The organism is Pseudophaeobacter sp. 1A16562 (genome assembly GCF_041008785.1).
GTDB lineage: Bacteria > Pseudomonadota > Alphaproteobacteria > Rhodobacterales > Rhodobacteraceae > Phycobacter > Phycobacter gallaeciensis_A.
This window is the reverse complement of sequence record NZ_JAXGFT010000010.1, coordinates 143,933-162,400: the sequence shown is the minus strand read 5'-3', so window position 1 is coordinate 162,400 and position 18,468 is coordinate 143,933. Positions and strand designations below refer to the sequence as shown.

The 18,468-nt window shown below is 59.9% G+C and carries 16 protein-coding genes; 6 read left to right on the top strand and 10 right to left on the bottom strand.

Features of this window, described 5'->3' with window-relative positions; all coding sequences use genetic code 11:
• Positions 1-3: 3 nt before the first annotated feature.
• The 4 genes from SM764_RS15175 to iscR form a co-directional block, all read right to left on the bottom strand.
• Positions 4-882 carry a polysaccharide pyruvyl transferase family protein gene (locus tag SM764_RS15175; RefSeq protein ID WP_369002168.1) on the bottom strand — a complete coding sequence of 293 codons (879 nt, stop codon included), beginning with the start codon at positions 880-882 and terminating at the stop codon, positions 4-6.
• A gap of 253 nt (positions 883-1,135) precedes the next feature.
• Positions 1,136-2,656, bottom strand: a complete 1,521-nt coding sequence (sufB, locus tag SM764_RS15170) for a Fe-S cluster assembly protein SufB (protein WP_065273461.1) — start codon at positions 2,654-2,656, stop codon at positions 1,136-1,138.
• Between the two features lie 15 nt (positions 2,657-2,671).
• A complete protein-coding gene (locus SM764_RS15165; protein ID WP_369002167.1) occupies positions 2,672-3,715 on the bottom strand; it encodes a cysteine desulfurase family protein in 1,044 nt (347 codons plus the stop codon).
• 61 nt (positions 3,716-3,776) lie between these two features.
• On the bottom strand, positions 3,777-4,244 hold the full coding sequence (gene iscR / locus SM764_RS15160; protein ID WP_065270325.1) for a Fe-S cluster assembly transcriptional regulator IscR: 468 nt from the start codon (positions 4,242-4,244) through the stop codon (positions 3,777-3,779).
• A 192-nt stretch (positions 4,245-4,436) separates the two neighbouring features.
• Between iscR and SM764_RS15155 the strand changes: the two genes are divergently transcribed.
• From SM764_RS15155 to SM764_RS15145, 3 genes are read left to right on the top strand one after another with little or no spacing between them, the layout of a single operon-like run.
• Positions 4,437-5,090: an alpha/beta hydrolase gene (locus tag SM764_RS15155; RefSeq protein WP_065270326.1), complete on the top strand. Its 654-nt coding sequence runs from the start codon at positions 4,437-4,439 to the stop codon at positions 5,088-5,090.
• Positions 5,090-5,347 (top strand): hypothetical protein, encoded by a 258-nt coding sequence (locus SM764_RS15150; RefSeq protein ID WP_274829296.1) that lies wholly within the window; start codon positions 5,090-5,092, stop codon positions 5,345-5,347. Before SM764_RS15155 ends, SM764_RS15150 begins: the two co-directional genes overlap by 1 nt.
• Entirely contained in the window at positions 5,344-6,513 is a 1,170-nt protein-coding gene (locus SM764_RS15145) for an HD domain-containing protein (RefSeq protein ID WP_274833640.1), read from the top strand. The genes SM764_RS15150 and SM764_RS15145 overlap by 4 nt, the downstream gene beginning before the upstream one ends.
• A 150-nt stretch (positions 6,514-6,663) precedes the next feature.
• Here the strand turns inward: SM764_RS15145 and SM764_RS15140 are convergent, their stop codons facing one another.
• Together SM764_RS15140 and SM764_RS15135 are read right to left on the bottom strand one after the other, a co-directional pair.
• Entirely contained in the window at positions 6,664-8,250 is a 1,587-nt protein-coding gene (locus SM764_RS15140; protein ID WP_065270329.1) for a methyl-accepting chemotaxis protein, read from the bottom strand.
• 19 nt (positions 8,251-8,269) lie between these two features.
• Positions 8,270-8,569 carry a hypothetical protein gene (locus SM764_RS15135; RefSeq protein WP_369002166.1) on the bottom strand — a complete coding sequence of 100 codons (300 nt, stop codon included), beginning with the start codon at positions 8,567-8,569 and terminating at the stop codon, positions 8,270-8,272.
• Between the two features lie 249 nt (positions 8,570-8,818).
• Here SM764_RS15135 and SM764_RS15130 point away from each other — a divergent pair, with 249 nt between their 5' ends.
• The 3 genes from SM764_RS15130 to SM764_RS15120 all read left to right on the top strand — a co-directional run bounded on the left by SM764_RS15130 (position 8,819) and on the right by SM764_RS15120 (position 11,768).
• Positions 8,819-9,154, top strand: coding sequence for a DMT family transporter (locus SM764_RS15130; RefSeq protein WP_065273462.1), 336 nt, complete (start codon positions 8,819-8,821; stop codon positions 9,152-9,154).
• Positions 9,155-9,280: 126 nt separating this feature from the next.
• Complete coding sequence (typA, locus tag SM764_RS15125; protein ID WP_065270331.1) at positions 9,281-11,101, top strand: translational GTPase TypA; 1,821 nt, start codon at positions 9,281-9,283, stop codon at positions 11,099-11,101.
• 85 nt (positions 11,102-11,186) lie between these two features.
• A complete protein-coding gene (locus SM764_RS15120; RefSeq protein ID WP_065270332.1) occupies positions 11,187-11,768 on the top strand; it encodes a VOC family protein in 582 nt (193 codons plus the stop codon).
• Between the two features lie 100 nt (positions 11,769-11,868).
• Here the strand turns inward: SM764_RS15120 and SM764_RS15115 are convergent, their stop codons facing one another.
• The 4 genes from SM764_RS15115 to SM764_RS15100 all read right to left on the bottom strand — a co-directional run bounded on the left by SM764_RS15115 (position 11,869) and on the right by SM764_RS15100 (position 18,468).
• Positions 11,869-12,156, bottom strand: a complete 288-nt coding sequence (locus SM764_RS15115; protein ID WP_065270333.1) for a DUF1330 domain-containing protein — start codon at positions 12,154-12,156, stop codon at positions 11,869-11,871.
• 2 nt (positions 12,157-12,158) lie between these two features.
• A complete protein-coding gene (gene alaS, locus SM764_RS15110) occupies positions 12,159-14,810 on the bottom strand; it encodes an alanine--tRNA ligase (protein WP_369002165.1) in 2,652 nt (883 codons plus the stop codon).
• A 146-nt stretch (positions 14,811-14,956) separates the two neighbouring features.
• Positions 14,957-16,024 (bottom strand): recombinase RecA, encoded by a 1,068-nt coding sequence (gene recA, locus SM764_RS15105; RefSeq protein WP_065270335.1) that lies wholly within the window; start codon positions 16,022-16,024, stop codon positions 14,957-14,959.
• Between the two features lie 344 nt (positions 16,025-16,368).
• Positions 16,369-18,468, bottom strand: coding sequence for an NAD-dependent epimerase/dehydratase family protein (locus SM764_RS15100; RefSeq protein ID WP_369002164.1), 2,100 nt, complete (start codon positions 18,466-18,468; stop codon positions 16,369-16,371).

Below are 18,468 nucleotides of genomic sequence, written 5' to 3'. Positions count from 1 at the left end.
TTCTTATCCTGAGTGCACGGCCGTGGCCGCGCCTGTATTCGTTTTCTTTGTCGGATCCACCGCCAGAGCCTGGTGGCTCCGCAACGCGGCGGGAAATGTGTCATAAAGCGCGGCCTGAGCCGCAGCGATCCCATCGGCGTGGGGAAGCGGCCCGTCGTCGTGGTGCAGGCCGCGCGCAAGGCCGGGAATATCTTCCCATGCCTCTGGCGCGATCATCGCACGCCCGATCGAGGCAGCGTAGTCGTGGTATTTCAGATATCCCTGATCACCGGGCCAAACCCACGTGGAGGGCACGCCATAGGAGTCCGCCGTGATCAGCCCATGCAGCGACGACGCAAAGACATGGCGGCAGGCGCCGATCTGTTGGCACACCACCTCGGGCTCCCTGCGGGGATCGATCAGATCGAAGGCAGGATCGGAGGCCGCAACGGCCCGGACCATCGGATCGTCGATCTGGCTGTGATGCGGTACCAATCCGATACGGTCGCCCCGCGTCGGCTTGTCGCCAAGGGCATCCGCGATCAGAAGCCCCGGATCCCCGAACCGGTTTGCCTGTAATCCCAGCAAGGCCGCAGTTACCGGACCGCGCAGCAGGGCCACCTGAACATTTTCAAGGAACCCATGGGGAATATGGTGCAAAACACCGCTCCCCCAGATCCACGGTGCGTTGTCTTTCGGTGTGGATTTATCCGAAAAATTCCGGCGCACGATCTGCAGGATCGACCCCACCGCAAACAGATCCGCCTGCGCCGGGCGGCTGTGCTGCACCGCACGCCCTGAGACATGCGCCGTCACGATGCGCGACAGGGCATCACCGAAGTTCGGCGTACCTTTCCACCAGAACAGCCGCAAAGGCCCGTTATGCAAAGGAACAGCAGTCATTTCAGACCATCCCTGCCGCGTTGACGGCGCCGAGAGATCCAGAATCCGATGCACCAAAACGCCAGAGCTCCAACCGCACCCACTGCATAAACGCCAAACCCATCCGTGACCCAGCCGCCCACAACGGCGCCCGTGCAAAACCCGGCCAGCAGCACCGCTGCGCTGCCGGTTCCCTGCCGGTGGAGACGGTGGTGATCCCACGCGCCCCGGGCCGGTTTGGAGAGGTTTTGATCAGGCGTCCGCCGCATCGGTATCAGCCCACCGAACCTTCAAGGCTGATCGCAACCAGCTGCTGCGCTTCCATGGCGAATTCCATCGGCAGGGCCTGCAGCACGTCCTTGCAGAAGCCATTCACCACCAGGGCGACCGCCTCTTCTTCGTCCATGCCACGCTGACGGCAGTAGAACAGCTGCTCATCGTCCACCTTGGATGTGGTCGCCTCATGCTCCACCCGGGAGGAATTGTTCTTTACCTCGATGTAGGGAACCGTGTGGGCGCCGCACTTGTCGCCGATCAGCAAGCTGTCACACTGGGTGTAGTTGCGGCTTTCCTTGGCTTTAGGGTGCATAGAGACCAGACCACGATAGGTGTTCTGCGCCTTGCCGGCCGAAATCCCCTTGGAAACGATGCGCGATTTTGTGCGCTTGCCCAGGTGCACCATCTTGGTGCCGGTGTCGGCCTGCTGCATGTTGTTGGCGATGGCGATCGAGTAGAACTCACCTTGGCTGTCGTCGCCGCGCAGGATGCAGGACGGGTATTTCCAGGTCACGGCAGAGCCGGTTTCCACCTGGGTCCACATCACCTTGGCTCGGTCACCGCGGCAATCAGCGCGTTTGGTGACAAAGTTGTAGATGCCGCCCTTGCCGTTTTCGTCACCGGGGTACCAGTTCTGAACGGTGGAATATTTCACCTCGGCGTCTTCTTCGATGATGATCTCAACCACGGCTGCGTGCAGCTGGGCCACGTCACGCTGCGGCGCGGTGCAGCCTTCGAGGTAAGAGACGTAAGAGCCCTTGTCCGCGATGATCAGAGTCCGCTCGAACTGGCCGGTGTTTTCCGCGTTGATGCGGAAATAGGTGGAGAGTTCCATCGGGCAGCGCACGCCCGGCGGCACGTAAACAAAGGAGCCATCCGAAAACACGGCCGAGTTCAGCGTGGCGTAGAAGTTGTCGGACACCGGCACGACCGAGCCGAGGTATTTCTTCACCAACTCTGGGTGGTTCTTGATCGCTTCGGAGATCGAGCAGAAGATGACACCCGCCTCTTCAAGCTCCTTCTGGAAGGTGGTGCCGACCGACACGGAGTCGAACACCGCGTCCACAGCGACCTTGCGGCCTTCGGCGGGCGCATCCTCAGCACCTTCGACGCCTGCAAGAATCATCTGTTCTTTCAGGGGGATACCAAGCTTTTCGTAAGTGGCGAGCAGCTTGGGGTCGACCTCATCCAGTGACTTCGGCTTCACTTCCATCGATTTCGGACGGGCGTAGTAATACTGATCCTGGAAATCGATTTCCGGGTAGCTGACCATCGCCCAGTCCGGTTCATCCATCTGCTTCCAGCGTTCAAAGGCGGACAGACGCCATTCGGTCATCCATTCCGGTTCTTCGTTCTTTTCAGAGATCAGGCGCACGATATCGGGGTTCACGCCCTTGGGGGCGTATTCCATCTCGATATCGGTCTCCCAGCCGTATTTATACGTGCTGACCTCGGCCACCGCATCCACGGTTTCCTGGTCTACACCTTCCTTGACTTGCGTCTGGTCCAAAGCGGCCATGATCATCTCCTGCACTCACGCCGCGCGGGCGCGATGTTTCTTTTGTTTCTTCAGCCACGCTTCGGCAAAGCGCAGCACATCTTCTTCTGTTGTCTCCAGCCCGAGCGAAACCCGAACGGCGCCCTGGGCGGTTATCTCATCGTATCCCATCGCAGTCAGAACCGCGCTTGCCCGGACCTTGCCGCTGGAGCAGGCGCTGCCCGCGCTAATGGCGAAACCAGCGAGGTCCATTTGCATGACCTGCGTTTCGCCTTTCCAGCCCGGGGTGGCGAAACAAGTGGTGTTGGGCAGGCGGGGCGACTCTTTCCCGACAAAAATAGTTTCCGGGGCGTCGACCGCAAGGGCATTTTCTAGAATATTTCTAAGTTCGGCGACGCGATCCCAGCGCCCATCGGCCAGATCCCGGGCCGCCGCCGTGGCAGCAGCCGCAAAACCGGCGATGCCGATCACGTTCTCGGTGCCCGAGCGACGGCCCATTTCCTGCCCGCCGCCCTTGATCTGGGACGCCAGATCGGTGCCGCGCTTCAGCACCAGCGCGCCGCAGCCCTTGGGGCCGCCCAGCTTATGCGCCGAAATCAGCGCCATCTCGGCGCCGAGCCAGTTAAAGGCCACCGGCAGCTTGCCAAAGGCCTGAGTGGCATCCGTCACCGCAAGCCCCTGCGGCAGGTTCTGGACCACGCCGGTTTCCGAATTGGCCAACTGCAACGTCGAGCCAGCCGGGTCGGGCACCTCGACGATACCCTGCTGGGACACCGAAAGATCCTCGTTATTCCAGGCCCTTACAGCATCGTGTTCAACCGGGGCGCCGTGCAGACCCCGCCCAGACAAAGCCAGCGCTGCGCTCTCGGTGGCGCTGGAGGTAAAGACAATATCGGCCCCGTCTGCGCCAAAGGCCTCCGCAATCTGCGCGCGGCTGCGTTCGATCAGGGATTTTGCCGCACGCCCTTCGGCATGCACTGACGACGGGTTGCCGCACAGGTCCATCGCCGCAATCATCGCATCGCGCGCCTCTGCCCGCACGGGCGTCGTGGCATTGTGATCCAGATAAACGCGTTTCATAGACTCATGTTTTCCAATCTGAGGGCACTTGCACCGTCCCTGCCTCTAGCGGGAACCGGGGTCAATCGGCCTCGGCGTCGACCACCGCAAAAAGGTTCGGAACCGCCGGGCACGGCGCCAGCTCGTTTTCGATCACATCCGACAGGCGCGTCTGGTGCAGGAACACATAGACCTGCGCGCTAAGACTTTGCCACAGACGGTTGGTCAGCGACTGTGCCCGCGATCCGGAGGCCGCGCCGGAGGCACCTGCCCCCTTGTGCATCGCATCAACGGTTTCATCGACGGCCGACAGCACATCCACCACCCGAATTTCCGACGCCGGTTTCGCCAGGCGATAGCCGCCGCCCGGCCCACGCACCGAAGCCACTAGATCCGCCCGGCGGAGTTTCACAAACAGCTGCTCCAGATAGGGCAGCGAAATATCCTGACGTTTGGAGATATCGCCAAGCACGACAAGGGTGCCTTCCGGTTGCAGGGCAATATCAGCAAGGGCAACCATGGCATAGCGCCCCTTGGTGGATAGTTTCATCGTCCAGACACTCCAAACAGCCGCGTAAATGCCGAAAACATTGACCTTAACCGCATCAACGCATATCTGATCTTGACAGCGCAGGTCCAAGACCCCCGCAGCAATTAGAACAGTTCTAAGGTGCCTTACCGAATTCGTCAAGTTTCCCGGTCCGGCATTCAAGGAAATACCAAGAGTAGGAACGTACTGCCCATGCCTGAGGTCATTTTCCCCGGACCCGAAGGCCGCCTGGAAGGCCGCTATCATCCCCAAAAAGAAAAAGACGCACCGATCGCGATCATCCTGCATCCACACCCTCAGTTTGGCGGCACGATGAACAACAAGGTTGTCTATAACCTGCACTATGCCTTCTACAACATGGGCTTCACCGTGCTGCGCTTCAATTTCCGGGGTGTTGGCCGGTCGCAGGGTGAATACGACCAAGGCGTCGGTGAGTTGTCCGATGCGGCATCGGCGCTGGATTACCTGCAGTCGATGAACAACAACTCCAAGCATTGCTGGGTTGCCGGCTTCTCCTTCGGGGCCTGGATCGGCATGCAGCTGCTGATGCGCCGCCCCGAGATCACTGGCTTCATCTCGGTAGCTCCGCCTGCCAATATGTATGACTTCTCCTTCCTGGCGCCCTGCCCGTCCTCGGGTCTGATCATCAACGGCACCGCCGACCGCGTGGCGCCGCCCGCAGACACGGTGAACTTGGTGAACAAGCTGCACGAGCAGAAAGGTATCACCATTACCCATACCGAGGTCGAAGGCGCGGATCACTTCTTCCAGGATCAGCACATGGACACGCTGATGACCAACGTGAACGACTACGTCAAACGCCGCCTGACAGAGAACACGCGCTGATGAGCACGATCGAGACGCTGGCCCAAAAGCTGGCCATCGATACGCTGAAGATACAGGACGCCATCGGCCAGGATCGGCTTTATGTCGAAGTCGGACAGGTTCTGGGCGCGGCGTCCCAATCTCTGGAAGAGGCATTTCTGACCGAGATCCGCGTGCGCCTTGCCGAGCGCAAAGCCCGCGATTTCCTGAACCAGAAAATCGCAGCCCTGCAGGCCGAAGCTGAAGCGCAGCTGAACAAGACGGACGGCGCGTCGTGACGATGCGCCTTCAACGACAGTTCGACTTTCTCCTCGAAGCAGAAAAACTGCGCCGGATCGAACGGCAAAACCTCATTCTGGACGGGTCGCGCGCGGAAAACTCCGCCGAACACAGCTGGCACCTGGCACTTTATGCGTTGGCGCTCGCCCCGTTGGCAGACCCGGATGTGAACATCGACCGGGTCATCCGGATGCTGTTGCTGCATGATCTGGTGGAAATCGACGCGGGCGATCATCCGATCACCGATGACGTCGACTGGGAGGCCGTGGCGGTTTCTGAACTGGCAGCAGCCCAGCGACTGTTTGGCTTGCTCCCAGAGGATCAGGGCGCAGAGCTGTTCGACCTTTGGCGCGAATTTGAGGCAGGCGAAAGTCTTGATGCACGGTTCGCCAAGCATCTGGACCATTGTCAGCCGATCTTTCAGACCCTGTACTGCGCGGATGCGCCGGAGTTCCATTTTGATGTGGTCCGGGAAAACCTGTCCACTGGACGCGCCGCAGCGCTGGAGACGCAATTCCCCAAGGCCTACCATCACGCGATGAACCTTTTGGGTCAGGGCAGCGTAGCGAGTTGCGCGACACTGACCCAGAGGCTGGAATTCCTCAACCAGGCCGACGCGCTGAAACTGGTTCTGCGCGCCTCCAAACTCGGAGATGGATCGCGCCGGGAAAACTCTGCCGAACACAGCTGGCACATCATGCTCTATGGCTGGATCCTGGCCGAGCACAGTGCCCACGACGTGGATGTGGGCCGCATCGTGCAGATGCTGTTGCTACATGATCTTGTGGAAATCGACGCCGGGGACACTCCAATACACGGCACCCAGGACCCTGCGGCGCTGGCCGCGCTTGAGGCCAAGGAAGCCGCCGCCGCAGAGCGCCTGTTCCACCTTCTGCCGCATCCGCAAGGCAGCGCCTTTCACGGGCTCTGGACCGAGTTTGAAGCCGCTGAGAGTCCGGATGCCATTTACGCCAAATCCATCGACCGGGTTCAGCCGATCTTTCTGAACCTATTGAACGGTGGCGGCAGCTGGGTGGAATACGATGTCAGCCTCAGCCAGCTGGAAGAGCGCGTCGGGGTAAAAGTGGCCAGGGGGGCGCCAGAGGTCTGGACACATGTGCGCGCTCAGTTATTGCCCTGGTTTGAAGCAGCCGGCCGGGTCTAAACACCTCCCCTCCGGACGCGCCCCACAGACATAATCAGACCAAACGGAAACGGGGGCAGTAATCACCACCGCCCCCGTTTCCGTTCATTTACTTAATTCCGCCCAGCCAATGCGATGGACGGAATACCCAGATTGCTGGGCAGGGTTGCGTCAGCTCACCAGACGCAGCCCCCCTGCTCCACCCATACCTGACTGCTGATCATCAAGCTCAAAACGCGACAGCGTTCCGGCCAGCTCACGCGCCTTGCTGTCCATGCTCATGCTCATGGCGGTCATTTCCTCAACCATGGCGGCATTGGTTTGGGTCGCCCCATCCAGCGTGCTAAGCGCCGAAGCCATTTCGGACAGGGCCGAAGCCTGATCGGTTGATGTGCCGGAGATTGCCTCAATCAGCTTGTTGGTTTCGGAAACCCGCGCGACGATATCCTGAAGGGCGTCGCCAGCCTTGTTGACCAGTTCCGATCCTTCCTTGACCTGCTTGGCGCTGGTTCCAATCAGCGACTTCACCTCGTTTGCAGCATCGGCGGTGCGCTGCGCCAGTGCACGGACTTCGGCCGCCACAACAGCGAAGCCTCGGCCACTTTCTCCGGCGCGGGCGGCCTCGACGCCCGCATTTAGCGCCAAAAGGTTGGTCTGGAAGGAAATATCCTCGATCACGTTGATGATCGTCGAAATCTCGTTGGAGGATTGTTCGATGTTTCCCATGGCATCCACGGCTGCCGACATCAGATCGCCGTTTTCCACCGCACCGCGATAGGCCGTGCGCGCATTCTCGGCGGCCTTGCCGGAATCAGCCGCGCTTTTCTTCACTGACTCGCTCAACTCCTGAAGGGCCGCCGTGGTTTCGGTCAGGGTTGCCGCCTGCGATTCCGTCCGCGCCGACAGGCTTTGCACCGCCTCAGAAACGGAATGCGCATCGTTGCGGAAATCGCCGGAGATCGTCATTGCGGTGCCAATGCCCGAGTTCAGGCTTTCCGCCAGTTCATTGAAGGCGTCGCGCATGGATTCGTACTCATGCGGGAAATCACCGGTGATACGACCGCTGAGGTTCCCTGCCGCCATAGTTTTCAGGCTCTCGTCGAAAATCATCACAACATTTTCTGAATCCCGCTTGCTGCGCAGGGCTTCCTCTTCTGCCTCCTCAGCCTTGGCTGCCTCTTCCTGCAACGCCTGTTGCTGCTCTTCGAGCGCCCTACGGGCCGCCTGACGCTGATAGATGCTCATCAGCAGAATACCGGCCTCCAGCAGCAGGATCACGGCGTGCATCACCGTGCGTTCGATGCTGGCAAGGACCGAGCCGCCCGGAAACACCAGGGAGGGCAGCATCAGGCTGAAGGCAAGGTGATGAACCGCCACAAGCACGGTGGCAAAGATTACCGCGCCGGGACTGTAAAGGGTCGACACCACGGCGAGCGAGGCGAAGAACAGCATATGACTGTCGATCTGCCAAGCATGACCGGTAAAGGAGGTCGTGAACAGAATGCTGTGACCGATATAGCAGAAGGCGATGACATAATCGCGAAAACTATCGGAGAATCCTTTTGACAGCCAGGTCAACAGGCCCAACGCACCGCTCAAGCTGGCCATTAGCCACCACGGCACCGCGCCATCAACGAAATAGGCCACCAGGGCCGGAGCAGGCAGCAGGACCAGAGTGGCCAGACGCTGAAACTGTTTGTCAGATGAGTTTGTGACGGTGGACATATCCAGCCCATCGCCTTGTGTAACCTTGCCCATACTCGAGCAGCCCCTTTACTCACTCTGCGCAGATCTGGGCGATCACCGTTCCATCGACCACAAACCAAGCGCCGTTCTCTTTTAACCGTCTGGCGTCCGCCAGATCCTCAAGCACTGTTAGCGCACCAAACGGCGCACGTTCGGGGGAAATCTCCTGCAAACCGGATCCGGTGATCACGTCGGGTGCATCCGGCCCCCATGGCGCCGACACCACAAGGATCGGCGTGCCCGGGCTCAGGTCTTTGTTCGAAGCCAGAACCAGCAACGGCGACAATGCAACAACGATACAAGCCGCCATGCCGGCCAGAAAATGCTTCATCAGATTTCCTTCCGGACTTCTCTCTATCCAAAACTCGTTGCCATTTGGTTAGAAAATTGAAAGCTGTTTTAACGATCCTCCACAATCGCGCGCCCCGTAGAAACGGGCTTTTCCCGCAGCCCTTCAGATAAATTTGGCAAGGCCAGGATCCGGAATTTTCGCGCGGCACGGTTTTCGGGGCTGTTCCAACGCAGCGGCTTGCGATACCCGGAAGACACCACATCTCTCCCGGAAACTTCGGAGGCCGCGATGCCCGTTCACTACATCTACCTGATCGTCGCCGTTGCCGCCGAAACCATTGGCACCACCGCCCTGCAGGCCAGCCAGCAGTTCAGCCGCCTGATGCCCTCCCTGATCGTTCTGGTCGCCTACGGGTTTTCCTTCTACATGCTGGGCCTGACCCTAAAGGTGATGCCGGTGGGGATCGTCTATGCCATCTGGTCCGGGCTCGGCATCGTGTTGATCGCGGTAATCGGTCTTGTGGTCTTCGGCCAGAAACTGGACCTGCCGGCCGTGCTTGGCATGGCGATGATCTTGGCGGGAATCCTTGTCATTCATCTGTTTTCAGGGTCTTCTGGCCACTGACACAGGCGCCCCGGCGCCCAAATCGCTGCGTCGCAGCGGCCTTTGCGCCGTGTTTGCGGATTTTCTCTGGCCTTCGGGCCGGTATCGGGCTATGCGCGGCGCAACTTCCTTACAAAGGCTGACGTCATGGACCTGCGCAACATTGCGATCATTGCACACGTGGACCACGGGAAAACCACCCTGGTCGACGAGCTGCTGAAACAATCCGGCGCCTTTCGCGAAAACCAGGCTGTGGCGGAACGCGCCATGGACAGCAACGATCTGGAGCGCGAGCGGGGCATTACCATTTTTGCCAAACCGACTTCGGTCGAATGGAAAGGCACACGGATCAACATCGTCGACACCCCCGGTCACGCCGACTTTGGCGGTGAGGTCGAGCGGATCCTGTCCATGGTGGACGGTGTTGTGCTGCTGGTCGATGCCGCCGAAGGCCCGATGCCGCAGACCAAGTTCGTGACCTCCAAAGCGCTTGCGCTTGGCCTGCGTCCGATCGTTGTGCTGAACAAGGTGGACAAGCCCGACGCCGAGCCGGACCGCGCACTGGACGAATGTTTCGATCTCTTCGCCTCGCTTGACGCGAATGAGGACCAACTCGACTTCCCGCATATGTACGCCTCGGGCCGCAATGGCTGGGCCGATGCAGAGCTGGACGGTCCCCGCAAGGACCTGCACGCGCTGTTCAACCTGATCGTCAACCACGTGCCCGAGCCTGCACAGATCAAGCGTCAGGATGAAGATTTCCGCATGCTGGCCACCACGCTGGGCAGCGACCCCTTTGTGGGCCGTCTTCTGACAGGCCGTGTCGAATCCGGCACTCTGAAAGTTGGGGCTACCGTTCAGGCGCTGACCCGCATGGGCCAGAAGATCGAACAGTTCCGCGTGACCCGTATCCAGGCCTTCCGCGGTCTGGCTCAACAGGACATCGAAGAAGCCCAGGCGGGCGACATCGTCTCCATCGCCGGCATGGCCAAGGCGACCGTGGCCGATACAATTTGCGCCCTGGCCGTGGACGAACCCCTGGATGCCCAGCCCATCGACCCGCCCACCATCACCGTGACCTTCGGCATCAACGACAGCCCGCTGGCGGGTCGTGATGGCAAGAAGGTCCAATCGCGCGTTATCCGTGACCGCCTGATGAAAGAGGCCGAATCCAACGTCGCGATCAAGATCGCTGACACCCCCGGCGGCGAGGCTTTCGAAGTTTCGGGCCGCGGCGAACTGCAGATGGGCGTTCTGATCGAAAACATGCGCCGCGAAGGGTTCGAACTGTCGATCTCCCGCCCGCAGGTGATCATGCGCGAAGAGAACGGCGTCAAGATGGAGCCCGTCGAAGAGGCTACCATCGACGTTGATGACGAATACTCCGGCGCGGTGATCGAAAAACTGACCGGCGCCCGCAAGGGTGAGCTCGTCGAGATGAAGCCCGCAGGCGCTGGCAAGACACGGATTATCGCTCATGTGCCTTCGCGTGGTCTGATCGGCTATCACGGTGAATTCCTGACCGACACCCGCGGCACCGGTGTTCTGAACCGCGTATTCCACGGCTGGACCCCGCACAAAGGCCCCATTCCCGGCCGTCGTGCAGGTGTGCTGATCTCGATGGAGAACGGCCAGTCCGTTGCCTACGCCCTGTGGAACCTCGAAGAGCGCGGCAAGATGATGATCGGCGCCCAGGCCGACGTCTATACTGGCATGATCATCGGCGAACACTCCCGTGACAACGATCTGGAAGTGAACCCGCTGAAAGGCAAGAAACTGACCAACGTGCGCGCCTCTGGCACGGATGAGGCAGTGCGCCTTACCACCCCGATGACGCTGTCGCTGGAAGAGGCAATTGCCTATATCAATGACGACGAGCTGGTCGAGGTTACGCCAAACAACGTACGCCTGCGCAAGCGCTACCTGGATCCGCATGAACGCAAGCGGATGGCCAAGTCTAACGGCTGATCACATTTACGAGGCCGCCCCCCGGGGCGGCCTTTTTCTATGCCACATTCATGATAGGGTCCGCCAAAATTACAGGAGGACCCGAATGCAGAAAATTCAGGTACAGGGCGTCCATCACATCACGCTGACTGGCGCCGACAGGCAGACATCGATCGATTTCTGGGAAGGCCTCTTGGGCATGCCCTTCGTCTTTGATCAGCCCAATCTGGACAATCCGGACGAAGGCCACCTCTATTTCGATCCCGGTGACGGGCGGCTGATTACCGTCTTCACCAATGAAACCCGCACGCCTGACCGCCGCCGCACCCCAACGGAACCCGGCTGCGTGCATCACATCGCGTTCAACGTCAGCAGGGCCATGTTCTCGCAAGTTGAAAAACGGCTGAAGGACCGCGGCATCGGCCACTCCGGCGCGAAGGACCGCGGCTTCATGGATTCGATCTATTTCAAGGATCCGCTGGGGCTGATGATCGAGCTGGCTTGTTACAGGTTTGAACCGCCCACCGGCTGCACCCATGCGGATGTAATGATCGAAGCCCACAAGATCCGCGTCGCCCGCGGAGATTACAACATTCAGGAAGAGCATCTGGCCGATGCGATCGAACTCCTGGTGACCTGCCACACCTCGAGCCTGACGGACGATAGACGGCCCCGCGATCCCTATTGATCACTGGCGGCATTCCGGCAAAAGAAAAGGAGCGCAGGAAGGCCTGCGCTCCTTTTTTGTCTCACCCTGCCCTTTTTGGGCAGGTCGCGGAAAACCGCAATTATTCAGAGGTTTCCACCACCATCAGTTCACGCTCAGAGGCGTCGCGCGCGTGGCTCAGCGCCTCCTGGTATTCGGGGCTGTTGTAGCAGTCGACGGCGGCCTCGACGCTTGGGAATTTCGCCACCACGTTCCGCGGGCGTTCCTTGCCTTCCAGCTGTACGAACTTACCGCCGCGGGCGATGAAGCTGCCGCCGTGTTTCGCAATCGCCGGGCCGGCCAGCTCAGCGTATTTGCCATAGGCCTCCGCATCGGTGACCGTGACGTGAGCAATCCAGAGTGCGCCCATGATTATCCCTCCAAAAGTTGTTCTGCAGCCGCGATGGCCGCTTCGGCCCCGGCAAAATCCTTGCCGCCTCCCTGCGCCATATCGGGACGGCCACCGCCGCCCTTACCGCCAACAGCAGGCACAGCAGCCTTCAGCACATCTACCGCGGACACCTGACCAGTCAGATCATCGGTAACCCCGGCCGCGACTGCGACCTTACCGTCGTCGTTGGCGATCAGCAGGATCACACCAGAGCCGAGTTTCTGTTTATGCGCATCAATGAGCCCGCGCAGATCCTTGCCGGAGACGCCTTCCAGCGCCTGGCCGAGGAAGGTCTTGCCGCCGATCTCTTTGGTCTCCACGCCACCGGACGCACCGCCACCCATAGCGACTTGCTGTTTCAGCTGCGATACCTCGTTCTGCAGCGCCTTACGCTCGTCCATCAGCGCCTTGATGCGGTCGATGACATCGGAAGGCTGTGCCTTGAGCATCGCTGCCACATCCGCCATCCGGCCCGCCTCGGCCTCCAGATATTCAGAGGCTGCAGCGCCGGTCAGGGCCTCGATACGGCGCACGCCAGCCGAGGATGCGCTGTCGCCAAGGATGACGAAGGAACCGATATCACCGGTCTGCTTCACATGTGTCCCGCCGCAGAGTTCGATGGAATAGGTCTGTTTGTCGTGACCCTTGCCGGTCGCTGCGCGCCCCATGGAGACGACACGAACCTCGTCGCCGTATTTCTCACCAAACAGCGCCTGCGCGCCCAGGGCACGAGCATCATCCGGCGTCATGATCCGGGTCTCCACCGGGGTGTTCTGGCGAATATAGGTGTTCACGTCTTTTGAAACCTGGGTCAGCTCCTCGGCGCTCAGCGCCTTTCCGTGGCTGAAGTCAAAGCGCAGACGATCCTCAGCGTTGAGCGAGCCGCGCTGTGCCACGTGATCGCCAAGCGCCTCCCGCAGGGCCTCGTGCAGCAGGTGCGTGGCGGAGTGATTGGCACGAATGGCGCTGCGGCGGGTGTGATCCACCACCAGCTGCGCGGGTGCATTGACCGTCACGATCCCATCGGTCACTTCGCAGAAGTGGATAAAGACATCGGCAGCTTTCTTGGTGTCCGTGACGCGCAGGGCGCCACCTTCGAGACGGATTTCACCGCTGTCTCCGACCTGACCACCGGATTCGGCATAGAACGGCGTCTGGTTCAGGACAAGCTGAACGCTATCGCCCTTACCCGCCTCACGCACGATCTCGCCATCCTTGACGATGGCCTGGATCTGGCCTTCGGCGCTTTCGGTTTCATAGCCGAGGAAATCGGTGGCGCCATGTTCATCGGCAATATCGAACCACAGGGTGCTGTCGGCACTTTCGCCCGAGCCGGACCATGCGGCACGCGCCTTGGCCTTTTGCGCCGCCATGGCGGTATCGAAGCCGTCGGTGTCGACTTCACGCCCCTTTTCGCGCAGGGCGTCCTGCGTCAGGTCCAGCGGGAAGCCGTAGGTATCATAAAGCTTGAACGCAGCCTCACCCGGCAGGGGTGCGCCCTCGTCCAGTCCGGACAGTTCATCATCCAGCAGCTTCAGACCGCGATCCAGCGTCTGTTTGAAACGGTTTTCCTCCAGGTGCAGCGTTTCCTGGATCAGCGCCTGTGCGCGACCAAGTTCCGGATAGGCGGCGCCCATCTGCTGTACCAGGGCCGGAACCAGCTGGTGCATCACAGGATCCTTGGCGCCCAGCAGGTGCGCATGGCGCATGGCACGGCGCATGATGCGGCGCAGCACATAGCCGCGCCCATCGTTGGAAGGCATCACGCCGTCAGCAATCAGGAAAGAGGTAGAGCGCAGATGGTCCGCGATCACACGGTGGTGCACGTTCTGATCGCCATAAGGATCAACGTTGGTGACATCGGCCGAGGCTTCGATCAGCGCCTTGAACAGGTCGGTATCATAGTTGTCGTGGCTGCCCTGCAGTAGTGCACCGATACGCTCCAACCCCATGCCGGTGTCGATGGACTGCATGTCCAGCGCCTTCATCGAGCCATCTTCGAACTGTTCGTTCTGCATGAAAACGACGTTCCAGATCTCGATGAAACGGTCGCCGTCTTCATCAGCGCTGCCCGGAGGGCCGCCCCAGATGTGATCGCCGTGATCGTAGAAGATTTCAGTACACGGACCGCAGGGCCCGGTCGGCCCCATCTGCCAGAAGTTGTCCGAGGTATCGATGCGGATGATCCGGTCCTCGGGCACGCCGACCTTTTTCCAGATTTCAAAGGCTTCGTCGTCGGTATGATAGACGGTGGTCAGCAGACGGCTCTTGTCGATGCCGAATTCCTTGGTGATCAGCTCCCAGGCAAAGGGGATCGCCTCTTTCTTGAAGTAGTCCCCAAAGGAGAAGTTGCCCAGCATTTCAAAGAACGTGTGGTGGCGCGCGGTATAGCCAACGTTGTCGAGATCGTTGTGCTTGCCGCCCGCGCGCACACATTTCTGCGCGGTGGTGGCACGTTTGTAATCACGATGCTCGACCCCGGTAAAAAGGTTCTTGAACTGGACCATGCCCGAGTTGGTGAACATCAGGGTGGGATCGTTGCGGGGCACAAGCGGACCGGATTCCACGATTTCGTGGCCTTGCTTGGCAAAGTAGTTCAGGAAGGTGGAGCGGATGTCGTTCAGCGTCGCCATATGCGGGATCCCTTTTCGGGCTTTGTCAGGGTTTCAGGCAGGTTTAGCCCCAGAGCGCAGCCCTGTCCACTGCCCGCCGAAACGAAAAAGGGCGCAACCTGCGTTGCGCCCCATTTCATATTGGATCGGATCACATCCGGGCGCCCTCAGGCCTCCAGAATGTCATCGTCACCGCCGCCGTCGGGGCGGTCAAAGTCGAGCCCATGCGCCGCGCGGATCTTGTCTTCGATATCATAGGCGATTTCCGCATGTTCCCGCAGGAACTGTTTCGCGTTTTCACGGCCCTGCCCGATCCGTTCATCTCCGTAAGAGAACCATGCGCCGGATTTGTTGACCACACCGGCGGCCACACCCAGATCGAGCAATTCACCCATCTTGGAGATGCCTTCACCATACATGATGTCGAATTCCACCTGTTTGAAAGGCGGCGCCACCTTGTTCTTGACGACCTTGACGCGGGTTGCGTTGCCGACAACCTCATCCCGATCCTTGATCGAGCCGATGCGGCGGATATCAAGGCGGACCGAAGAGTAGAATTTCAGCGCGTTACCGCCAGTTGTCGTTTCGGGTGAGCCGAACATCACGCCAATCTTCATGCGGATCTGGTTGATGAAGATCACCATGCATTTGGAACGGCTGATGGACCCGGTCAGCTTACGCATGGCCTGGCTCATCAGACGGGCCTGCACGCCAACACTGGAATCACCCATGTCGCCTTCAAGTTCGGATTTGGGTGTCAGTGCCGCCACCGAATCCACGATCACCATGTTGACCGCACCAGACCGCACCAGCGTATCAGTGATCTCCAGCGCCTGTTCGCCGGTATCGGGTTGCGAAATCAGCAGCTCGTCCAGATCGACGCCCAGCTTGGCCGCGTATTGCGGATCCAGCGCGTGTTCCGCATCGACAAAGGCGCAGACGCCGCCCTTTTTCTGCTGTTCGGCCACGCAATGCAGCGTCAGTGTCGTTTTACCGGAGCTTTCCGGGCCGTAAATCTCAACAATCCGGCCCATCGGCAGGCCGCCGATCCCAAGCGCGATATCCAGCCCCAGAGACCCGGTCGAACTGGCTTCGATCTCCTGGATCGCCTTGCCGTCGCCCAGCTTCATGATCGAGCCCTTGCCGAACTGCCGCTCAATCTGGGCAAGCGCGCTATCCAGCGCCTTTTGCTTGTCACCGCTTTCTTTGTTTTTCATGGTCAACAGATCCGCCATAATCCCTAATCCCCTTCTATGTGTCATACCCGTGGGGTTGCGGCAATCACTTGCTTTGTTCGCCTCTTGTTCCTTATGGGATCAAAACAAGAACATTGCAAGTAAAACTTCCGAGAAGACGTAGAGGACCGGCACAGGAACCGCTGTGTCTAACGCTGAGGCTGTCCCTGGCCAGACGAAGTTGGCAAAGGGAAGCGCCCGCCACGCGCACCCGAACCGCCCCCCCTCAGGCATGGACAAATGATCGAATGCAGTCTTTTAGACGATGCGGACAGACTGGAGGGAGCTTCTGAATAATTCTGACTTCAGGCAAGGGGGGCAAACTGAGACCCCTTCCCCTGGGATCAAAACCCAAACAAGTTCGCATTGGCTATGGCTTTCTCAACGAACACCGCACGGTCGGTTTCCGGTTTCCAGCCGAGTACCTGTTTTGGCTTTTCATTGCTGAATGGCGAATAATGTGCTCGGCTTTTCCAATCTGCGAGGCTGGGTCGGATTACGCCGGACCGGCGCAGGGCATATTTCTTGAGCGCATATTTGACCGCATCCGACGCGTAGAAAGCATACAGGTTGCCGGAGTTCACGCGGATTCTGGCGCCGAGTGCGGTCTCGATGGCGGCAAAATAGTCACGCGCGGAAAGCATCGGCTCACCGATGAGATTGAAACTTTGCCCTTCGACCGGGGCATCCATCATCCGGACAAGTCCATCTGCAATATCTTCGTTCAGGACGAAGGGCAGGATATTGCGCCCGTGCCCCCAAATGCGAACCGCCCCGGCACCGTGCCACCGACCGATCCCCCAGTGTTGCAGCGGTCCGCCGGGCCCGACGACGATTCCGGGACGGGCAATTGTAACAGGCAGCCCGCGCTCGCGGTGGAGCTTCATCAGCTGCTTTTCGCATTCTGCCTTGGACCGCGCATAGAGATTGCGGTCGGTCAGATCCTCTGCAAATCCCGTCTCTTCGGTGATGGTCAGTGCAGGGTTCGACATGTCATAGCTTGCGATGGTGCCAGTGTAGATCAACCGTTTTACACCTGCCATTTGGCAGGCTTCGGCGATGCGTGTCGCAACCCCCACGTCGTTGATCAGGCAATCCTCCCATGTGGTTTCGAGCGCCTTTGCTAAATTGAACACCACCTCGATCCCCTGCATTGCTGCAGTCAATGCCTCCAGATCTTGTAGCGAGGCACTCACGGTTTCCACCTGGTCGGGAAGATCAGGAAACGGGCCAGAGCGGCTGCGTGACAGGACCCGCACATCGCGGCCGTCGGCGACAAGGCGCCGTGTCAGTGCCCGGCCGATGAAACCGGTTCCGCCGATCACCATGACGCTTGGCTTTGGTTTTCTGGTTTGAACGGCAGGTGCGGCGGCACGCAAAACCTTTTCGGGCAATAGAGCGATAGCATCGTCGATCGCCTGCATGACCTCAACCGCGGTTTCGCCAGCATAAGGCTTTGCATGCGCCGCGCCGGGACCCGCTGCATAAAGGGCCGCATTCATGCCACGAAAGCTGCGCCCGTATGGGTTTTTGGTGTTGAGTGACGCAGTCTGAACCGCCGCGTTCCCTATCCCCTGCCACAGGTGCTGGCGGGACAGGTCCAGCTGTCTACGCAGCGGATTGGCCACCAAGTCTGATGTGTTTTCCCGCTCAACAACAAGCACGTCCTGCGCATAGTCCAGCCGCGCCCGCGCGCTGGATCCGCGCAGCGTCACGCTTCGGTTGTCGGTGGTTTCGACCATGGCAAGGGTAAAGGTGATCTGCACCGCGCCAGCCCGCGCAAGGATCCGGAATCCCTGCGGGCGCATATCCCCTCCAGGCAGTGCGACGGGCCATTCCGCCTGGGCATGGAGCACCTCGACAGGACCAAAAAGATCATGCGCAAAGGCAAAAATATGCGGCCCTAGTTCAAGCAGGAGGTTCTTTGGCTCGCGCAAAAGCCAAAGATTATAGGGGCCAGAGCGGAGCGGTGCGAGCGGTAACGCCCAGCTGATGTCACAGCCAGACACCCGTCCGTAGGCCCCAGCGCGCATGTCCTTTTTCATCTTTTGATAGGAGGGAAGACCCAGAAAGTTGTGCCCGGCGCAAAACCGCTTGCCTGCTTTGGTGGCTGCCGCCTCGATCTCGCGGGTCTCGGCCGCTGATTCAGCAACCGGTTTTTCAACCAACACATCGAGCCCGCCTTCAAGGCACTTGATGGCCAGCGCCCGGTGCAGATGCGGCGGGGTCAGGATATGCACGGCGTCGCAGCTACCAGAAGCGATCAGATCATCGACAGAGGTAAAGGCCTGCGCACCATATCGTCCTGCGAACCCTTTGGCCGCGGTTTCATTGACATCGCAGACCGCCGCGATCCGCACATTCGGCGTCGCCTTGAGGGCGTCCGCATGCCAGGTGGCAATATATCCGGCGCCAATCAGGCCTATGCGGGTTTCGCTCGCCAT

Bases quoted from the DNA above. Each gene is read 5' to 3' on its own strand.
- SM764_RS15130 (WP_065273462.1), top strand. From the start codon at position 8,819: ATGCCCGTTCACTACATCTACCTGATCGTCGCCGTTGCCGCCGAAACC.
- typA (WP_065270331.1), top strand. From the start codon at position 9,281: ATGGACCTGCGCAACATTGCGATCATTGCACACGTGGACCACGGGAAA.
- SM764_RS15175 (WP_369002168.1), bottom strand. From the start codon at position 882: ATGACTGCTGTTCCTTTGCATAACGGGCCTTTGCGGCTGTTCTGGTGG.
- alaS (WP_369002165.1), bottom strand. From the start codon at position 14,810: ATGGCGACGCTGAACGACATCCGCTCCACCTTCCTGAACTACTTTGCC.
- SM764_RS15100 (WP_369002164.1), bottom strand. From the start codon at position 18,468: ATGGCGAGCGAAACCCGCATAGGCCTGATTGGCGCCGGATATATTGCC.
- SM764_RS15150 (WP_274829296.1), top strand. From the start codon at position 5,090: ATGAGCACGATCGAGACGCTGGCCCAAAAGCTGGCCATCGATACGCTG.
- SM764_RS15120 (WP_065270332.1), top strand. From the start codon at position 11,187: ATGCAGAAAATTCAGGTACAGGGCGTCCATCACATCACGCTGACTGGC.
- SM764_RS15140 (WP_065270329.1), bottom strand. From the start codon at position 8,250: ATGGGCAAGGTTACACAAGGCGATGGGCTGGATATGTCCACCGTCACA.
- SM764_RS15115 (WP_065270333.1), bottom strand. From the start codon at position 12,156: ATGGGCGCACTCTGGATTGCTCACGTCACGGTCACCGATGCGGAGGCC.
- iscR (WP_065270325.1), bottom strand. From the start codon at position 4,244: ATGAAACTATCCACCAAGGGGCGCTATGCCATGGTTGCCCTTGCTGAT.
- SM764_RS15155 (WP_065270326.1), top strand. From the start codon at position 4,437: ATGCCTGAGGTCATTTTCCCCGGACCCGAAGGCCGCCTGGAAGGCCGC.
- SM764_RS15165 (WP_369002167.1), bottom strand. From the start codon at position 3,715: ATGAAACGCGTTTATCTGGATCACAATGCCACGACGCCCGTGCGGGCA.
- sufB (WP_065273461.1), bottom strand. From the start codon at position 2,656: ATGGCCGCTTTGGACCAGACGCAAGTCAAGGAAGGTGTAGACCAGGAA.
- SM764_RS15135 (WP_369002166.1), bottom strand. From the start codon at position 8,569: ATGAAGCATTTTCTGGCCGGCATGGCGGCTTGTATCGTTGTTGCATTG.
- recA (WP_065270335.1), bottom strand. From the start codon at position 16,024: ATGGCGGATCTGTTGACCATGAAAAACAAAGAAAGCGGTGACAAGCAA.